The 14,847-nt window shown below is 69.7% G+C and carries 12 protein-coding genes and 1 CRISPR repeat array; of the genes, 8 read left to right on the forward strand and 4 right to left on the reverse strand.

Going from position 1 to position 14,847, the window contains the following annotated elements:
* Window positions 1–50: 50 nt before the first annotated feature.
* Together AB0M79_RS22625 and AB0M79_RS22630 are read right to left on the reverse strand one after the other, a co-directional pair.
* Window positions 51–1,037 (reverse strand): glycoside hydrolase family 11 protein, encoded by a 987-nt coding sequence (locus AB0M79_RS22625; RefSeq protein ID WP_364216997.1) that lies wholly within the window; start codon window positions 1,035–1,037, stop codon window positions 51–53.
* A gap of 849 nt (window positions 1,038–1,886) precedes the next feature.
* Window positions 1,887–3,504: a CRISPR direct-repeat array (repeat unit 28 nt; unit sequence CTGCTCCCCGCGCACGCGGGGGTGATCC).
* 183 nt (window positions 3,505–3,687) lie between these two features.
* A complete protein-coding gene (locus AB0M79_RS22630; RefSeq protein WP_364216999.1) occupies window positions 3,688–4,266 on the reverse strand; it encodes an XRE family transcriptional regulator in 579 nt (192 codons plus the stop codon).
* A gap of 55 nt (window positions 4,267–4,321) precedes the next feature.
* On the opposite strand from AB0M79_RS22630, the gene AB0M79_RS22635 reads away from it, so the two are divergent.
* The 4 genes from AB0M79_RS22635 to AB0M79_RS22650 all read left to right on the forward strand — a co-directional run bounded on the left by AB0M79_RS22635 (window position 4,322) and on the right by AB0M79_RS22650 (window position 7,848).
* The gene (locus tag AB0M79_RS22635; protein ID WP_364217002.1) at window positions 4,322–5,089 is read left to right on the forward strand and encodes a class I SAM-dependent methyltransferase; all 768 of its coding nucleotides are present in this window, start codon (window positions 4,322–4,324) and stop codon (window positions 5,087–5,089) included.
* A gap of 4 nt (window positions 5,090–5,093) precedes the next feature.
* A complete protein-coding gene (locus tag AB0M79_RS22640; protein ID WP_364217005.1) occupies window positions 5,094–5,582 on the forward strand; it encodes a DinB family protein in 489 nt (162 codons plus the stop codon).
* A 150-nt stretch (window positions 5,583–5,732) separates the two neighbouring features.
* The gene (locus tag AB0M79_RS22645) at window positions 5,733–6,827 is read left to right on the forward strand and encodes a glycoside hydrolase family 43 protein (protein ID WP_364217007.1); all 1,095 of its coding nucleotides are present in this window, start codon (window positions 5,733–5,735) and stop codon (window positions 6,825–6,827) included.
* A gap of 130 nt (window positions 6,828–6,957) precedes the next feature.
* On the forward strand, window positions 6,958–7,848 hold the full coding sequence (locus AB0M79_RS22650; RefSeq protein WP_364217010.1) for an arginase family protein: 891 nt from the start codon (window positions 6,958–6,960) through the stop codon (window positions 7,846–7,848).
* A gap of 70 nt (window positions 7,849–7,918) precedes the next feature.
* Here AB0M79_RS22650 and AB0M79_RS22655 read toward each other — a convergent pair whose 3' ends face one another.
* Window positions 7,919–8,422 (reverse strand): hypothetical protein, encoded by a 504-nt coding sequence (locus AB0M79_RS22655; protein ID WP_357542861.1) that lies wholly within the window; start codon window positions 8,420–8,422, stop codon window positions 7,919–7,921.
* Window positions 8,423–8,861: 439 nt separating this feature from the next.
* Here AB0M79_RS22655 and AB0M79_RS22660 point away from each other — a divergent pair, with 439 nt between their 5' ends.
* Window positions 8,862–9,059, forward strand: coding sequence for a hypothetical protein (locus tag AB0M79_RS22660; RefSeq protein ID WP_364217015.1), 198 nt, complete (start codon window positions 8,862–8,864; stop codon window positions 9,057–9,059).
* A gap of 104 nt (window positions 9,060–9,163) precedes the next feature.
* Here the strand turns inward: AB0M79_RS22660 and AB0M79_RS22665 are convergent, their stop codons facing one another.
* Window positions 9,164–10,366 carry an MFS transporter gene (locus AB0M79_RS22665; RefSeq protein WP_364217018.1) on the reverse strand — a complete coding sequence of 401 codons (1,203 nt, stop codon included), beginning with the start codon at window positions 10,364–10,366 and terminating at the stop codon, window positions 9,164–9,166.
* A 54-nt stretch (window positions 10,367–10,420) separates the two neighbouring features.
* Between AB0M79_RS22665 and AB0M79_RS22670 the strand changes: the two genes are divergently transcribed.
* The 3 genes from AB0M79_RS22670 to fdh all read left to right on the forward strand — a co-directional run bounded on the left by AB0M79_RS22670 (window position 10,421) and on the right by fdh (window position 14,844).
* Complete coding sequence (locus AB0M79_RS22670) at window positions 10,421–11,164, forward strand: helix-turn-helix transcriptional regulator (RefSeq protein ID WP_364217021.1); 744 nt, start codon at window positions 10,421–10,423, stop codon at window positions 11,162–11,164.
* A 106-nt stretch (window positions 11,165–11,270) separates the two neighbouring features.
* Window positions 11,271–11,579 (forward strand): hypothetical protein, encoded by a 309-nt coding sequence (locus AB0M79_RS22675; RefSeq protein ID WP_357542850.1) that lies wholly within the window; start codon window positions 11,271–11,273, stop codon window positions 11,577–11,579.
* A 25-nt stretch (window positions 11,580–11,604) separates the two neighbouring features.
* A complete protein-coding gene (fdh, locus tag AB0M79_RS22680; RefSeq protein ID WP_364217025.1) occupies window positions 11,605–14,844 on the forward strand; it encodes a formate dehydrogenase in 3,240 nt (1,079 codons plus the stop codon).
* The last annotated feature ends 3 nt before the right edge of the window (window positions 14,845–14,847 follow it).

The following is a 14,847-nucleotide window of genomic DNA, read 5'->3' on the forward strand; positions in this document are numbered from 1 at the left end:
GGCGGCCAGGAGCCGCCGGGCCCACAGGCGCCGGGGTGCCCGGCGGACGGTCAGCCGGTGCTACAGGAGACGGTCGGCCAGGTCCAGTTGCCGTTGTGCCGGATGGTGACGCCCCAGTTGTTGCCGTTGCCGTTGGGCCTGGCGGTCAGCACCTGGGCGCTGGGGTAGCTGGCGCTGACGTTCCAGGTCGCGATGATTCCGGCGGGTGACGGTACGGTCATCGTCACGGTCCAGTTGCTGGAGCCGGACACCGCGACGTTGAGGTTGTAGCGGTCGCTCCACTGCTGGCCCGCGGACAGCGTCGCGTTGCAGCCGCCACCACCGCCACCACCGCCACCGCCACCGCTCCCCAGGGTGATGTTGGAGTTTCCGCTGCTCTGGTATCCCTCGGTGGCGAGAATCATGTAGTCGTGACTGCCCAGGTTCATGCCGTTGCGCGCCCACGCGTCGAAGTGGTTGCCAGAGGTGATCGTCCCGCCCGTCCTCTTCGACTGCCGGACGCTCCAGTACTGCGGGAAGGTCCTGGTGCCCTCGATGGAGGGAGCGTTGTACCGCATCGTCTCGTAGATGTCGTACGTACCGCCGTCGCTGGTGACCGTGCCCTTGTACGTACCGGTGGGCCGGTAGGTGCCCCAGTTGTCGACGACGTAGTACTCGACGAGCGGGTTCCTCGTCCATCCGTAGAGGGTCAGGTAGGCGTTGCCGGACGGGTTGAAGCTGCCCGAATAGGTCACGCTCCGCCGGCCGCCGGTGCTCCAGCCCTTACCCGCGACGAAGTTCCCGGTGTTTCGCCACGAGGTGCTGTAGTTTCCGCCGGCCCCCAGTTCCATGGAGACCGTGCCGGAACTGTCGGTCCAGAACGAGTAGAAGTAGCCGTTGTGGGTGCCGGTCTGGTTCGAGGTCACGGCCGCATGAGCGGTGCCGGGCAGCATCATGGTGGCCGCGATCAGCACTGCCGCGCTGGCGCTGCCGATGAGCCGCCTGACTGGCCCGCGTCTGCGGCTTCTCGGACGGGCGGTGACGTCGTTCATGGGCATGATCCCTCCTTGGGACGGCTGGCGGGAACCAGGCAGCGTGATACGGCCCCGCGAGCTGTCGGCGGTCAGAGCGCCGGCCACCGCGCGCGGGCGTGGTAACACGATTGAGGTTGACCGGTCGTCATACGGCGACGACCGGAGTGCAAGGTCGCAACAGGCGTTTGATCGATGACACCCGATGCATTGGGTGTTCCCGAGTATCGATCCGCCGCCGACTTCTCGTCAACAACTTCCGGAAATGCCGCCCGAAGCCTGATCTTGACTGCCGCCACGTCGCCAACTTCCATACCTGACCATTGCCACGATGGCAGGCCGAGCCAACTCTGGGCGGGCGTCGACAACAGGCTCGACGATCCCGACATCGAGCCGCTGGCCCTGAAACTTTCGGAGAGCTTCCGGAGGTCCTGCCGGCCCGCTTGGCCGCCCGCACCCGCTTTCACACCGAGGTCGCCGCGAACTCTGCCGACACGCCTCAACGCCTGACCGCGCCACCTACGCCGAACCCAGATCCTCGACTACGCAGACGGCCGACCGGGTCATCAACGCCTGCCACCGGCAGGTGAATGAGAGGTCATCCGTCCACTGTGGGGTTTCGATCGGGCGGGAGTTGCCCGACGCACGGGGAGCAGACCGCCACTCCCTCACAACCTTCGGATACGGCAAGCCGCCACGCCTCGAGAAGGTCACCCCAACACTTCGGTCACGACTTCCGGCTCCACGAGCCGTCCGCCATGATGATTCAGGCCAGACATTGGTCCCGCGCCAAGCCAGGGAGTTCAGATGGCGGCCTTGCCGACTAAAGTGAAGGAAAATCGGCTAGTTGATCTCTAGAGCACCCGGTCAGGAAGTCTGCTCCCCGCGCACGCGGGGGTGATCCCTACTGGAGGCCGCGGCCGCGATCTCTACCTGGCTGCTCCCCGCGCACGCGGGGGTGATCCCTTCGCACCAATGGCAGTCTTGTTATAGACCGTCTGCTCCCCGCGCACGCGGGGGTGATCCCCGGCAGCCGGCCCGGCCGTTGATAGTCACGATCTGCTCCCCGCGCACGCGGGGGTGATCCACGGACGTGCGTCGTCCACTGCGTCGGAATCCGCTGCTCCCCGCGCACGCGGGGGTGATCCCTCGCTGTCCGTCCCACGACCAACGGGTGGGGCCTGCTCCCCGCGCACGCGGGGGTGATCCCGCCAACAGCAGGGACCCCCGCGGATCCACGTCCTGCTCCCCGCGCACGCGGGGGTGATCCCCGGCGGGCGGCGCGGGTCATCCAGCCGGACAGCTGCTCCCCGCGCACGCGGGGGTGATCCCGCCTTGCGCTGCGCGGTGGTCCGGTTGAGCATCTGCTCCCCGCGCACGCGGGGGTGATCCGTCGTCGAGCACCTGAAGGGTCAGCGTGCCGCTCTGCTCCCCGCGCACGCGGGGGTGATCCTCAACCGAGGGGCTCCGAGCCGTGTTCGACGACCTGCTCCCCGCGCACGCGGGGGTGATCCTGTTAGACCGGGGTTTTCCAATCCCGCAAACCCCTGCTCCCCGCGCACGCGGGGGTGATCCCCCGGCATGTGGCGGCGTCGCCTTGCTGACCGGCTGCTCCCCGCGCACGCGGGGGTGATCCCCACAAGGCCATTCCGGTAGAGGCTGGTGCCGCCTGCTCCCCGCGCACGCGGGGGTGATCCGGTCCACGCGTAAGCAATCGAACCACCCCCCGTCTGCTCCCCGCGCACGCGGGGGTGATCCCGCCCCCACCGACGCTTCGGCGGTGGCCTTGACCTGCTCCCCGCGCACGCGGGGGTGATCCCGAGCTGGACCGCGTGCTCAAGGCGCTCGGCCACTGCTCCCCGCGCACGCGGGGGTGATCCCTTGGCCACGACCTGCTCGATAGCTGATCTGACCTGCTCCCCGCGCACGCGGGGGTGATCCCGTGTGCGTGTTTTCGGTGCTCTCGAAGCGCTGCTGCTCCCCGCGCACGCGGGGGTGATCCCTGGCGCAGCTTGTGCGCCCCGAACTCGGAGCCGAACACTGCTCCCCGCGCACGCGGGGGTGATCCCATCGACCAGGCCACCGCTCGCCCGTAGCCGCGCTGCTCCCCGCGCACGCGGGGGTGATCCGGGGCCTCCGGTGACGGTCGGGCACGGACAGGCTGCTCCCCGCGCACGCGGGGGTGATCCCGGGGAGTCGCGCCGCGCCGCCCACCGCGACACCTGCTCCCCGCGCACACGGGGGTGATCCCTGTGGGTTGCCATCGAAACCGGCGAGATCATGCTGCTCCCCGCGCACGCAGGGGTGATCCCTGAAATCCCGTGGCGTAAGCGCTAAGGACATGCTGCTCCCCGCGCACGCGGGGGTGATCCTTCCATAAAAGCCAAGAGCCCTGCACCCCATCTCTGCTCCCCGCGCACGCGGGGGTGATCCCGGATTGCGGCCGCTGTTGACCGTGACCGGTCGCTGCTTCCCGCGCACGCGGGGTGATCCCTACGCCGAGATTGCCGCCGAACTGATTGACGACCGCCCCCCCTGCGGCACACGGGGGGCGGTGGTCCGCAGGCAGCCACGCAAAGACGGTCCGCCTCTGCCCGCTCCCCGGCACATGGGCTGTGGTTCGGGCGGAGGATGCCACTCTGCGTACGTCGGACACGGCCGGTGGAGGCTGGAAGGGTCAGTGCCCCGATGGTGCCAGGTGGGCGCGTTCTCCCTGTGCGCCGAACAGTGCGAGCAGTTCCGCGGGTTGGGTGTCGGCGCTGCCGATCCAGTGCGGTATGCGGGTGTCGAACTCTGCGGCTTCGCCGACGCCGAGCTGGAATTCCCGCTCGCCGAGCACGAATCGAACCTGTCCATTGAGGACGTAGAACCACTCGTATCCCTCGTGGGTCTGCAGGTTCATCGTGGGCGATCGGCCGGCCGGCGGGTAGATCACCTTGTAGGCCTGGATGCCGCCGGCCCGCCTGGTCAGTGGGACCATCACCAGCCCGGATCGCCGTACGGGTCGCAGGTGGATGCGCGGGTCGCCGGTGGGTGGCGCCGCGACGAGATCGTCGAGTGGTACGCCGTGTGCCCGGGCCAGCGGCAGCAACTGCTCCAGGGTGGGGCGGAGTTTGCCGTTCTCGAGGCGGGACAGGGTGCTCGCGGTGAGGCCGGTTTCGTTTGCCAGCGCCGCCAGCGTGGCGTTCCTCGCCTGGCGCAGGGCGCGCAGACGCGCTCCGACTCCGGCCAGCACGTCTTCTGCGGGGTTGTCCATGCATCCGATGATGCGGATCCGCAATTTTTCTTGCAAGTAGGAAATAGTGGTGGCGATGCTGGCGGTACACCAACCTGGCATCGACTGCGTACGGATCACGCGCGGCACGCCGGCCGACGAGGGGATCGACCCACAGATGGATTTCACCCGAAGCCGAGGACCTGCGGGCGACCACGGCGGGGACGCCGAGGCGTTCTGGGAGCGGCACTACCGCACCCGGGGCAGCTGGGGCGTACGCGTGAACCCGCTGCTCGCCGAGATTGCCGCACCGCTGCCCTGTGGCGCCGTACTGGATCTGGGCTGTGGCGCTGGCGGCGATGCCATCTGGCTCGCGCAGCGGGGCTGGCACGTGACCGCGGTGGATATTTCGACGACCGCCGTCGAGCGGGTGCGGGATCGCGCCCGGGAACTTGGCGTCGCGGACCGGGTCGCCACCGAGCAGCACGATCTGGCCAGGAGCTTTCCGGCCGGCCGGTTCGATCTCGTGTCTGCCCAGTACTTCCACACCCCGTTTGCGTTGCACCGTAGCCGGGTCCTGCGTACCGCGGCGGATGCCCTGCGTCCCGGCGGTCTTCTGCTGGTCGTCGACCACGGCTCCACCGCGCCGTGGTCGTGGAACCAGGCCCCCGACGCCCACTTCCCCACGCCCATCGAGATCGCCGCCGAACTCGATCTCGACCCGGCGCGGTGGTGCGTCTTGCGGGCCGACATGCCCCGCCGCCGGGCCACCGGACCCGGTGGTGAGACTGCCACCGTCGTCGACAACGTCCTGCTGGTCCGGCGAGCCGCCGGAATCACGCGACCATCTGATCGGAAGGAGTGACGTCATGCCTGGGAGGCGGGCGAAGGACAGTGGACCGCCGTGGACCGGCGCCGGCGAGAAGGCCACCCTGCGGGATTTCCTCGACCATCTACGTACGTCGATCGCGGACAAGGTCGTGGGTACGCCGGAACCACAGGTGCGGGCAGGTGGAGTGCCGTCGGGCACCAGCCTTCTCGGGCTGCTCAAGCATCTGACGTACGTCGAGCGGTTCTACTTCCTTGGTGAGGATGTCGACAACTGGCGGGCGACCATGCGGCCGTCCGTGGAGGACACGGTCGACAGTGTGCTCGCCGACTACCGCAGCACTGTCGACCGGGCGAACAAGGTCATCGACGCCTGCCCGGATCTGGCTCATCCTGCCCCGCGTCCCCCGCGCCGGGGACCGGCACCGTCCATGCGGTGGGTCCTCGTGCACATGATCGAGGAGACCGGACGGCATGCCGGCCACGCCGACATTCTCCGCGAGCAGATCGACGGGTCCACCGGCCGCTGACAGCGCGGGCCGCAGGATCGGAGCCTTCAGAAAACTTTCCTAACAATTGGTATCAGAACATTGACGACCGTTCACGCCATGGCAATACTCTGAGAGCGCTCTCTGACAACTGGCCGCCCGCCGGGACCAAGCGATCAGGAGGACATTCTGATGCCTCACCCACGCCGACTCGCCGGCATCGCGTCCGCCGCCCTGGTGGGCGCGCTCGCACTCGGGCACGCGCCGACCGCTGCCGTGGCCGGAACCGACACCGCCGCGCAGCCGCAGCCCTTCGGCCGTACCACGCTGGGCGGCGCCGACCCCAGCGTCATCCGGGTCGGCGGCCTCTACGTCTCGGCCAAGTCCGTGGACGGCGGGGTCGCGGTGCGGACGGCGTCCACCCTCGAGGGCATCGCCACCGCGCCCAAGCGCCAGGTGTGGCGGGACACCGGCAACCTCGGCGAGGTGTGGGCGCCCGAGATCGTGCACCACGACGGTCGATACCACATCTACTTCGCCGCCGGCCGCAGCGCCGCCCACCGGATGTACCACATCAGCTCCGCCACCGCCGACTCCGGCTACTCGGCCGCCACGAAGGTCGCCCTGCCCGGCGACAAGTGGGCGATCGACGGCGTGCCGTTCACCCACAACGGCCAGCGCTGGTTCGTGTGGTCCGGTTGGGCCGGCGACACCAATGTGGAGCAGAACCTCTACATCGCCCGGATGACCAGCCCCACCACGACCACCGGCGGCCGCTACATCATCTCGCAGCCGCGGGAACCGTGGGAACGCGTCGTCGGCAACCCGTACATCAACGAGGCGCCGCAGCCGGTCCGCGACCCGAACGGGCAGCTGCACATCGTGTACTCCGCCAACGGAAGCTGGAGCAGCCGGTACTGCCTGGCCGACCTGCGGCTACGGGCCGGCGGCGACCCGACGTACGTCTGGGACTGGTACAAGAGCAACGGCTGCCTGTTCGGCTCGCACGCCGACAACATGATGTCGGGCTGGCACGCCACCCTGCACGTCGACGGCCCCGGCCACAACTCGTTCGTCCTAGAGCGCGGCGACATCGCCACCAGCCCGCCGTCCGGCAACCGGTTCCCGACCATGTTCCACGCGGTCGCCAAGGGCACGCCGTACTCGTGGTCCAACCGGTACTGGTACACCGGCACGGCCGTGTGGTGGGGCAACACCACCTACCGGCGGGCCAACGTTCCCGGGGCCACCACCAACGTCGGTTACAGCCTCAAGTTCTTCGAATGACCGACCGCGACACCTGATCGGCCGGCGCGGCGGGTTCACCGCAGCCACGCGCGGCGACCGGGCCGGTCAGGTGGGCACGGTACGGGTTCGGCGCACCGGCCTCCCCGGACGGGTTGGATATCCTGCGCCGATGCGTCCCATCGCCGTCCTCGACGCGCCGTCCAACCTCGGTCTGCGCCCGCCGGCACCGGGCCTGGTGCCCGGCTGCTACAAGCTGGCCGGCGCCCTACGTGACCAGCGCCTGCTGTCCCGGCTCGCGGCCCGTGACGCGGGTGTCGTCGTGCCGCCGCGCTACGACATCCGCGACTGGCGGCCCGGCGACGGGGTGCTGAACGCCGCCGCGCTGGCGCGCTACACGCGACAGCTCGCGGAGCGGGTCGACGCCGTCGTCGACAGCGGTGACTTCCTGGTGCTGCTCGGCGGAGACTGTTCGATTCTCCTCGGCCCGGCGCTCGCCCTGCGCCGGCGCGGGCGCTACGGCATCGCGTACCTCGACGGGTCGATCGATTTCCGGCATGTCGGCAACAGCGACCGCGTGGGTGCCTCCGCCGGTGAGGGCACCGCGATCGTCACCGGACGGGGGCAGCCCGACATCGCCGACATCGACGGACTCGGGCCGTATTGCCGGGAGGAGGATCTGGTGATCCTCGGGGTGCGCGACTACGACAGCGAACTCGCCGAGGTGCGGGGGCTGGGCATCGCCGTGCACACCACCCCGGAGATCCTGGCGGAGGGCTCGGCGGCGGTCGGCTCCCGGGTGGCCCGGCGGCTGGCCGCCCACGACGGCTATTTCTTCGTCCACCTCGACGTCGACGTGCTGGACCCCGAGGTCATGCCGGCCGCCGATGCCCCCGATCCGGGCGGCCTCGACCACCCGCAGTTGACCGAACTTCTCCGTCCGCTGGTCACCGATCCGGCCTGCGTCGGCCTACAGGTCACGGTCTACGACCCGGACCTCGATCCGGACGGGCGCCACGCCGCCGCGCTCGCCGACACCGTGGTCGCGGTTCTGCGCGGCTGATCGGATCGCCCACCACCGGGCAGCGGCGCCGGCAGGGACGGGTGCTCCGCTGCCGGCGCCGACTGTGGTGTCAGCCCAGTTGCGACCACCACTGGCTACTTCCGGTGAAGCGCTTCAGTGGTGTGCCGGCGGCGTGGAAGTAGTAGCTGTAGGCGCCGTTCTGGCCGTATCCGTACATCGTGACCGCGTCGAGGTTCCAGTTGTCGTCGGTCTGGAAAGGGCCGTTGTGCGACAACATTCGCAGCTTCAGACCGGTGACGTCGCAGGAGTTGACCGTCCAGTTCAGGTTGTGGAGGCCCAGCACTTTCGTATGGGTCGAATTGTTGCCGAAGCCGGAACGGAAATGCTGTAGTTCCACGTCGCCGTACCTGGTCGTCAGGAACGGCATCACCTCGCTGTTGCTGCGCAGGTCGTCGCCGCCAGTTCGAAAGACCAGGGTGAAGCTGGTCATGTTGTTGCAGGCGATCGGGCCGGCGTTGGCAGGGGTCGCGGCGACGGCCGCACCGACGGCCGCGAGCAGGCCGGCTGCGAGCAGGCCGATGACACGGTGGAGCGAGCTGGATCGGTGACGCATCGGGATATGCCCTCCATAGGCGATGGGTCGTTGTCGGATTGATTCCGAGTTCGCCAAAACGTATCGTCGAGGCCGCGTGATGTCGTGAGTAGCGCCCTACTCATCGCCGGCCGGGTCCGTGCGCCAAGCGGTTGACCTGGGCAGCTGGAACGAACAATCTCCCGGGAACGTTATTCACGGGTGCCGACCGACAATTGAAAGACATAGACCGTTACACCGACGCCCATCGGCCCGTCGGGCCGCCGCCGTGGTGGTGTTCGATCGCGGGCTGCCCGGGTAAGCGCGGGGAGCCGACGCGACGCGCGGTTGACATGGGATTCCCGCAGGCCGACAACGAACTCAGCACGGCCCCCTCCGACCCGGCCGGCGCATACCGGGCGTTGCGGGCGGTCCACCCGAGCTAGGAGGTGTGAGGACGATGGGACGTAACCTGGCCCAGATGACCACCGGGCAACTGCGCGAAGAGGCACAGCGTGCCGGGATCGGCAACACCGACCAGATGGACAAGGAAGACCTGATCGGTGCTCTCGGCGGCACCACCAACGCCAGACAGGGCGGCGGTCAGACCCAGAAGGATCCTCGGCCGAAGGGGGTCCGTCCGCAGGAGTACAAGAACATACCCGGTAACCAGACCTGAGCCGGTCCGGGCCGGACGGTCGGTGGGGTGCGGCAGTCGCGCCGGACCCCACGGGCCGCCTCGGGCTTTCGACCGGGCCGGTGAGTCCCGGTAGGGCGAACGGGTCAGTCGACCCGAACAGGACTGGACGGGGCGGGTTCTTCCTGTTGTTCGGCGGGCAGAGGCCGCTTCGACGCTTCGGGGTCGCGCAGGGTGCGGAACATCAGCCAGCTCAGGGCCGGCATGAGGATCAGGGGTGTGAGCGCGGTCCGTAGCGAGGTCGCGTCGGCCAGGACGCCGATGACGGGGCTGGCGAGTCCGCCGATACTGACGGCCAGACCGAGGGTGATGCCACTGGCGGTGCCGACTCTGTTGGGCAGGTAGTCCTGTCCGAGGGTGATCTGCAGGGAGAAGGGCACGTAGAGGCCGGCGGAGGTCAGGGCCACGAACAGGTACATGGCGGGTCCGGGCGCCCACACCACGCCCGCGATCGCGAGGACGGTGACCGCGTAGGACCAGCGGGACACGGTGACGCGGCCCCATCGGTTCGCGGCGGATCCGCCGAGCAGGGAGCCGGCGACGCCGCCGAGGTAGAGCAGGAACAGGGCGGCGGTGCCGGCGGCGGCGCTGCCGTTCATGCGCTGTTGGGCGTAGAGGGAGATGAACGTGCCGAGGCCGACGAAGGCGATCGACCGGAACACCACCGCGAAGGTCAGCCGCACGAACGAGGTGACGTCGTCACGCCCGGCCCGCGTGGTGTTCTCGCGGGTGGTGTTCCCGCGCCGGGCGAGGGCGTGCAGCACGGGCAGCGCCATCGCGGTGCCGGCGAGTGCCGGCACGACCAGCAGTGGCGTCCAGCTCAGTCCGCCGAGGGCGGCGATACCGGCGACCATCAGCGGTGCCAGGGCGAAGCCGATGTTGCCGCCGGTCGAGAAGTAGGCCATCGCGGTGTGGCTGCCCTCGCTGGCTTCGCGGGCGATGCGGGCGGATTCGGGGTGGTAGGCGGCCACGCCGATGCCGGAGAGCGCCACGAACAGAAGGGTGAGGGTGTAGTTGCCACTCAGCCCGCTCAGGGCGATGCCGACCCCGCCGAGCAGGGTACTGGCGGGCAGCAGCCACGGCATCGCCCAGCGGTCGGTGAGGGCGCCGAACACCGGTTGCGCGATCGAGGACAGCAGCGTCGCGGCGAGCACGATGCCGGACACGGCCGCGTACGTGTAGGCGCGCTCGGCGACGAACAGGGGCACCAGTGCGGCGACGGTGCCCTGGTAGATGTCGACGCAGGCGTGGCCGACGGAGAGCAGGGTGATGGACGTTCTTCTGCGCACGATCCGATGCTTCCAACGCGCCACCCTGTCGGGCTTCCGATAACCTGACAATCAATGACGGAAATCCGCCACGTGTCGGTGGCCCCCACACGCAGCCAGTGGCTCGCGTCCGGGGCTGAGATCGACGCGCATCGCCATGACGATCACCAAATCATCTACGCCGCTCGCGGTGTCCTGACCGTGACGACCAGCGCGGGCTCGTGGGTCACGCCGGGCACCCGGGCCATCTGGGTGCCGGCCGGCACCGTTCACGCCCACCGCGCCTACGGCGAACTCGAACTGCACCTGGTGGGGCTGCCCGCCACGAGCAACCCACTCGGCCTGGACACCCCGACCGTGTTGTCGGTCGCCCCGCTGCTGCGTGAGCTGATCATGGCCTACACCCGCGGCCCCGTTGAGCAGAGCCCGGAACGTGACCGGCTGCGCGACGTGTTGCTCGACCGGTTACGCGCCTCTCCGCAGCAGCCGCTGCACGTGCCAACCCCGACCGATCCGCTGCTGCGTGCCGTGTGCGCACTGCTGCGGGCCGACCCGGGCGGCAACCGAACGCTGGTCGACCTCGGCCGCGAGGTCGGCGCCAGCGACCGGACCCTGTCCCGGCTGTTTCGCCGCGACCTCGGCATGAGCTATCCGCAGTGGCGAACCCAGCTGCGCCTGCACCACGCGCTGATCCTGCTCGCCGACAGGACGCCCGTGACCGCGGTGGCCCATCGGTGCGGATGGTCATCGGCCAGCGCGTTCATCGACGTGTTCCGCCGCACCTTCGGCCACACCCCCGGCACCCATCCCGCGAGCTAGTTCCAGGGTCCCGTGAGTCGCGCGGCGGTGGGCGGCCGCGCGTTGGGGAAAGTGGCCGCCACGGTCCGTCCGTGATGCCAGGATTATCCCCTAGGAGGCTTTGGTCATGCCGGACAGGGATCAGGTACTGCGGCTGCTCGACCAGGGGAACGACTACGTCGAGGTCGGGCGCCGGCTCGGCATCCCGCCCGGTCAGGCGTACCTCATCGCCACCGGCGTGCCGGCGGACGACGGGGTCACGGTGAACCGGGAGCGGCGCGGCCGGCCGGGGCTCCTGCCGTCCCGGACGCAGCGGCTGGTCAACGACCGTGAGGTCAACCCGATGTCGTCGGCGCTGGTACGCGAATGGGTACGCCGCCGCGCCGCCGAGGACCAGCCGATGCAGCGGGCCGCCCGGGCGGACGGACGGCACTGAGCGACCGAGCGGAAGGGCAGGACCGATGGCCGGAATCTCCCCCCGGGGATGGCCCGTCTGGCGGCAGATCACCGGCCCTGACCGGTCCGGGCGGGGCGCGGCGGTCAGGTCCCCGCGCAGCGACTCCCTGGAGCCCCGTACGGCCGGCGCGGACAAGGTCGTCAAGTCGGTCTGCCCGTACTGCGCCGTCGGCTGTGCCCAGAACGTGTACGTCCGCGACGACCGGGTCGTGCAGATCGAGGGGGACCCTGACTCGCCGGTCAGCCGTGGCCGGCTGTGCCCGAAGGGCGCCGCCTCGCTGCAACTGACCACGGACTCGGGCCGGCTGCGTACGGTGCTGCACCGTCCGCCGTACGCCTCGGACTGGCAGGAGCTCGACCTCGACACCGCGATGGAGATGATCGCCGACCGGGTGCTCCGGACCCGGCGGGAGACGTGGCGGGCCGAGGAGCGGGGCCTGCCGGTGGCCCGCACGATGGGCATCGCCAGCCTGGGCGGCGCGACGCTGGACAACGAGGAGAACTACCTCATCAAGAAGTTGTTCACCGCGCTCGGCATGGTGCAGATCGAGAACCAGGCCCGGGTCTGTCACAGCTCCACCGTCATCGGTCTGGGCACCTCGTTCGGCCGGGGCGGCGCCACCACCTTCATGCAGGACGCCCAGCACGCCGACTGCATCGTCATCGAGGGCTCCAACTACGCCGAGGCCCACCCGGTCGGCTTCCAGTGGATCATGGAGGCGAAGGCGCGTGGCGCGGTCGTCATCCACGTCGATCCGCGGTTCACCCGTACGAGTGCCCTGGCGGACCTGCACGTGCCGATCCGGGCCGGGACCGACGTGGCGTTCCTCGGCGGGATCATCAACCACGTCCTGACCGAGGGAAAGGACTTCCGGGAGTACGTCCTGGCGTACACGAACGCGGCCACGATCATCAACGAGGACTTCCGGGACACCGAGGACCTCGACGGTCTCTTCTCGGGATTCGATCCGGAAGAGCACGTCTACTCGGAGCGGAGCTGGCAGTACGACGGCGTCGACGTCGTCTCCGCCACCGGGCAGCGGGACACCCAGTACCAGCAGCGTACGTCCGGGTCCTCGACCGGCCGGGGCGAGAAGCACGGCTCCGCCGGCGCGGCCCTGACCGGCGAGCCGCACCAGGACCTGACGTTGCGGCACCCGCGCTGCGTCTACCAGATCCTCAAGCGGCACTACGCCCGCTACACCCCGGAGATGGTCGAGCGGATCTGCGGCATCGCACCCGACGTCTTCGCCGAGGTGTGCCGGCACCTGGTGGAGAACTCCGGCCCGGAGCGGACCAGCGAGTTGGTCTACGCGGTGGGCTGGACCCAGCACTCCGACGGCTCGCAGTTCATCCGCGCCGCCAGCGTGCTGCAGTTGCTGCTGGGCAACATCGGCCGCCCCGGCGGCGGCATCCAGGCGTTGCGCGGCCACGCCAGCATCCAGGGCTCCACCGACATCCCGACCCTGTTCAACCTGCTGCCCGGCTACATCCCGATGCCGCACGCCCACGCCGGCCAGACGCTCGACAACCTGGTCGCCGCCGACGCCGCCCCGAAGGGCTACTGGGCCAACATGAAGGCATACCTGGTCAGCCTCATGAAAGCCTGGTGGGGGCCGGCGGCGACGCCGGACAACGACTTCTGCTTCGGCTACCTGCCCCGGATCACCGGCAGCCACTGCACCTACGACACCGTCATGGAACAGCTCGCCGGCACCTGCAAGGGCTACTTCCTGCTGGGCGAGAACCCGGCGGTCGGCTCGGCGAACGCGAAGATGCAGCGCCTGGGCATGGCGAACCTGGACTGGCTGGTGGTCCGCGACTTCAACCTGATCGAGAGTGCCACCTGGTGGAAGGACGGCCCGGAGATCGAGTCCGGCGAGCTGCGCACCGAGGACATCGGCACCGAGGTCTTCTTCCTGCCCGCCGCCGCGCACACCGAGAAGTCCGGCAGCTTCACCAACACCAACCGGATGCTGCAGTGGCACCACCAGGCGGTCGAGCCGGCGGGCGACCGGCGCAGCGAGCTGTGGTTCATGTACCACCTCGGCCGGATCATCCGCGACCGGCTCGCCGGCTCCACCGCCCTGATGGACCGCCCGGTCCTGGACCTCACCTGGGACTACCCCACCGAGGGCACGGTGGCCGAGCCGTCGGCCGAGGCGGTACTGGCGGAGATCAACGGCTGGGACGCCGGCGGCAACCCCCTCCCCGGCTACACCAGCCTCAAGGACGACGGCTCCACCGCCTGCGGCTGCTGGATCTACTGCGGGGTGTACAAGGACGGAATCAACCAGGCGGCCCGGCGCAAGCCGGCCGAGGAGCAGAACTGGGTCGCCCAGGAGTGGGCCTGGGCCTGGCCGGACAATCGCCGGCTGCTCTACAACCGCGCCTCCGCCCGCCCCGACGGCCGGCCGTGGAGCGAGCGGAAGAAGCTGGTCTGGTGGGACGAGCAGGCAGGCAGGTGGACCGGTTACGACGTGCCCGACTTCGAGCCGACCAAGCGCCCCGACTACCGGCCGCCGGAGGGTGCCACCGGGGTGGCGGCCCTGAAGGGCACCGACCCGTTCATCATGCAGGCCGACGGGCTGGGCTGGCTCTACGTCCCGGCCGGCATCACCGACGGGCCGCTGCCCACCCACTACGAGCCGCAGGACTCCCCGATCAGCAACCCGCTGTACGGCCAGCAGCGCAACCCGGCCCGGCTGCTCTACCCGCACGAACACAACCGGTACCAGCCCAGCGGCCGGCAGTCCGGCGCGGACGTCTTCCCGTACGTGGTCACCACCTACCGGCTCACCGAGCACTTCACCGCCGGCGGAATGAGCCGGCACACGCCGTACCTGGCCGAGCTGCAACCCGAGTTCTTCTGCGAGGTCTCCCCCGAGCTGGCGGTGGAACGCGGGCTGGAACACGGCGGCTGGGCCACCATCGTCACCGCGCGCAACGCCATCGAGGCCCGGGTCATGGTCACCGAACGGATGGCGCCGCTGCGGGTGGACGGGCGGGTCATCCACCAGATCGGGCTGCCGTTCCACTGGGGACCGAACGGCTACAGCCGCGGCGACGCCGCCAACGAGCTGTCCGCCATCTCGCTGGACCCGAACTCGCACATCCAGGAGGTGAAGGCGTTCTCCGCCGACATCCGCCCCGGGCGGCGACCACGCGGACCCGCCCGCCTCGAACTGGTCGCCGAATACCAGGCCCGCGCCGGCATCACCGGCCTGACCGGAACGGAGGTCTAGGCG

It is taken from the genome of Polymorphospora sp. NPDC051019, from assembly GCF_040683055.1.
Lineage (GTDB): Bacteria > Actinomycetota > Actinomycetes > Mycobacteriales > Micromonosporaceae > Polymorphospora > Polymorphospora lycopeni.

Coding starts and splice junctions, on each gene's coding strand:
- AB0M79_RS22655 (WP_357542861.1), bottom strand. CDS start 8,422: ATGCGTCACCGATCCAGCTCGCTCCACCGTGTCATCGGCCTGCTCGCA.
- AB0M79_RS22625 (WP_364216997.1), bottom strand. CDS start 1,037: ATGCCCATGAACGACGTCACCGCCCGTCCGAGAAGCCGCAGACGCGGG.
- AB0M79_RS22640 (WP_364217005.1), top strand. CDS start 5,094: ATGCCTGGGAGGCGGGCGAAGGACAGTGGACCGCCGTGGACCGGCGCC.
- AB0M79_RS22660 (WP_364217015.1), top strand. CDS start 8,862: ATGACCACCGGGCAACTGCGCGAAGAGGCACAGCGTGCCGGGATCGGC.
- AB0M79_RS22650 (WP_364217010.1), top strand. CDS start 6,958: ATGCGTCCCATCGCCGTCCTCGACGCGCCGTCCAACCTCGGTCTGCGC.
- AB0M79_RS22635 (WP_364217002.1), top strand. CDS start 4,322: ATGCTGGCGGTACACCAACCTGGCATCGACTGCGTACGGATCACGCGC.
- AB0M79_RS22630 (WP_364216999.1), bottom strand. CDS start 4,266: ATGGACAACCCCGCAGAAGACGTGCTGGCCGGAGTCGGAGCGCGTCTG.
- AB0M79_RS22645 (WP_364217007.1), top strand. CDS start 5,733: ATGCCTCACCCACGCCGACTCGCCGGCATCGCGTCCGCCGCCCTGGTG.
- AB0M79_RS22670 (WP_364217021.1), top strand. CDS start 10,421: ATGACGGAAATCCGCCACGTGTCGGTGGCCCCCACACGCAGCCAGTGG.
- fdh (WP_364217025.1), top strand. CDS start 11,605: ATGGCCGGAATCTCCCCCCGGGGATGGCCCGTCTGGCGGCAGATCACC.
- AB0M79_RS22675 (WP_357542850.1), top strand. CDS start 11,271: ATGCCGGACAGGGATCAGGTACTGCGGCTGCTCGACCAGGGGAACGAC.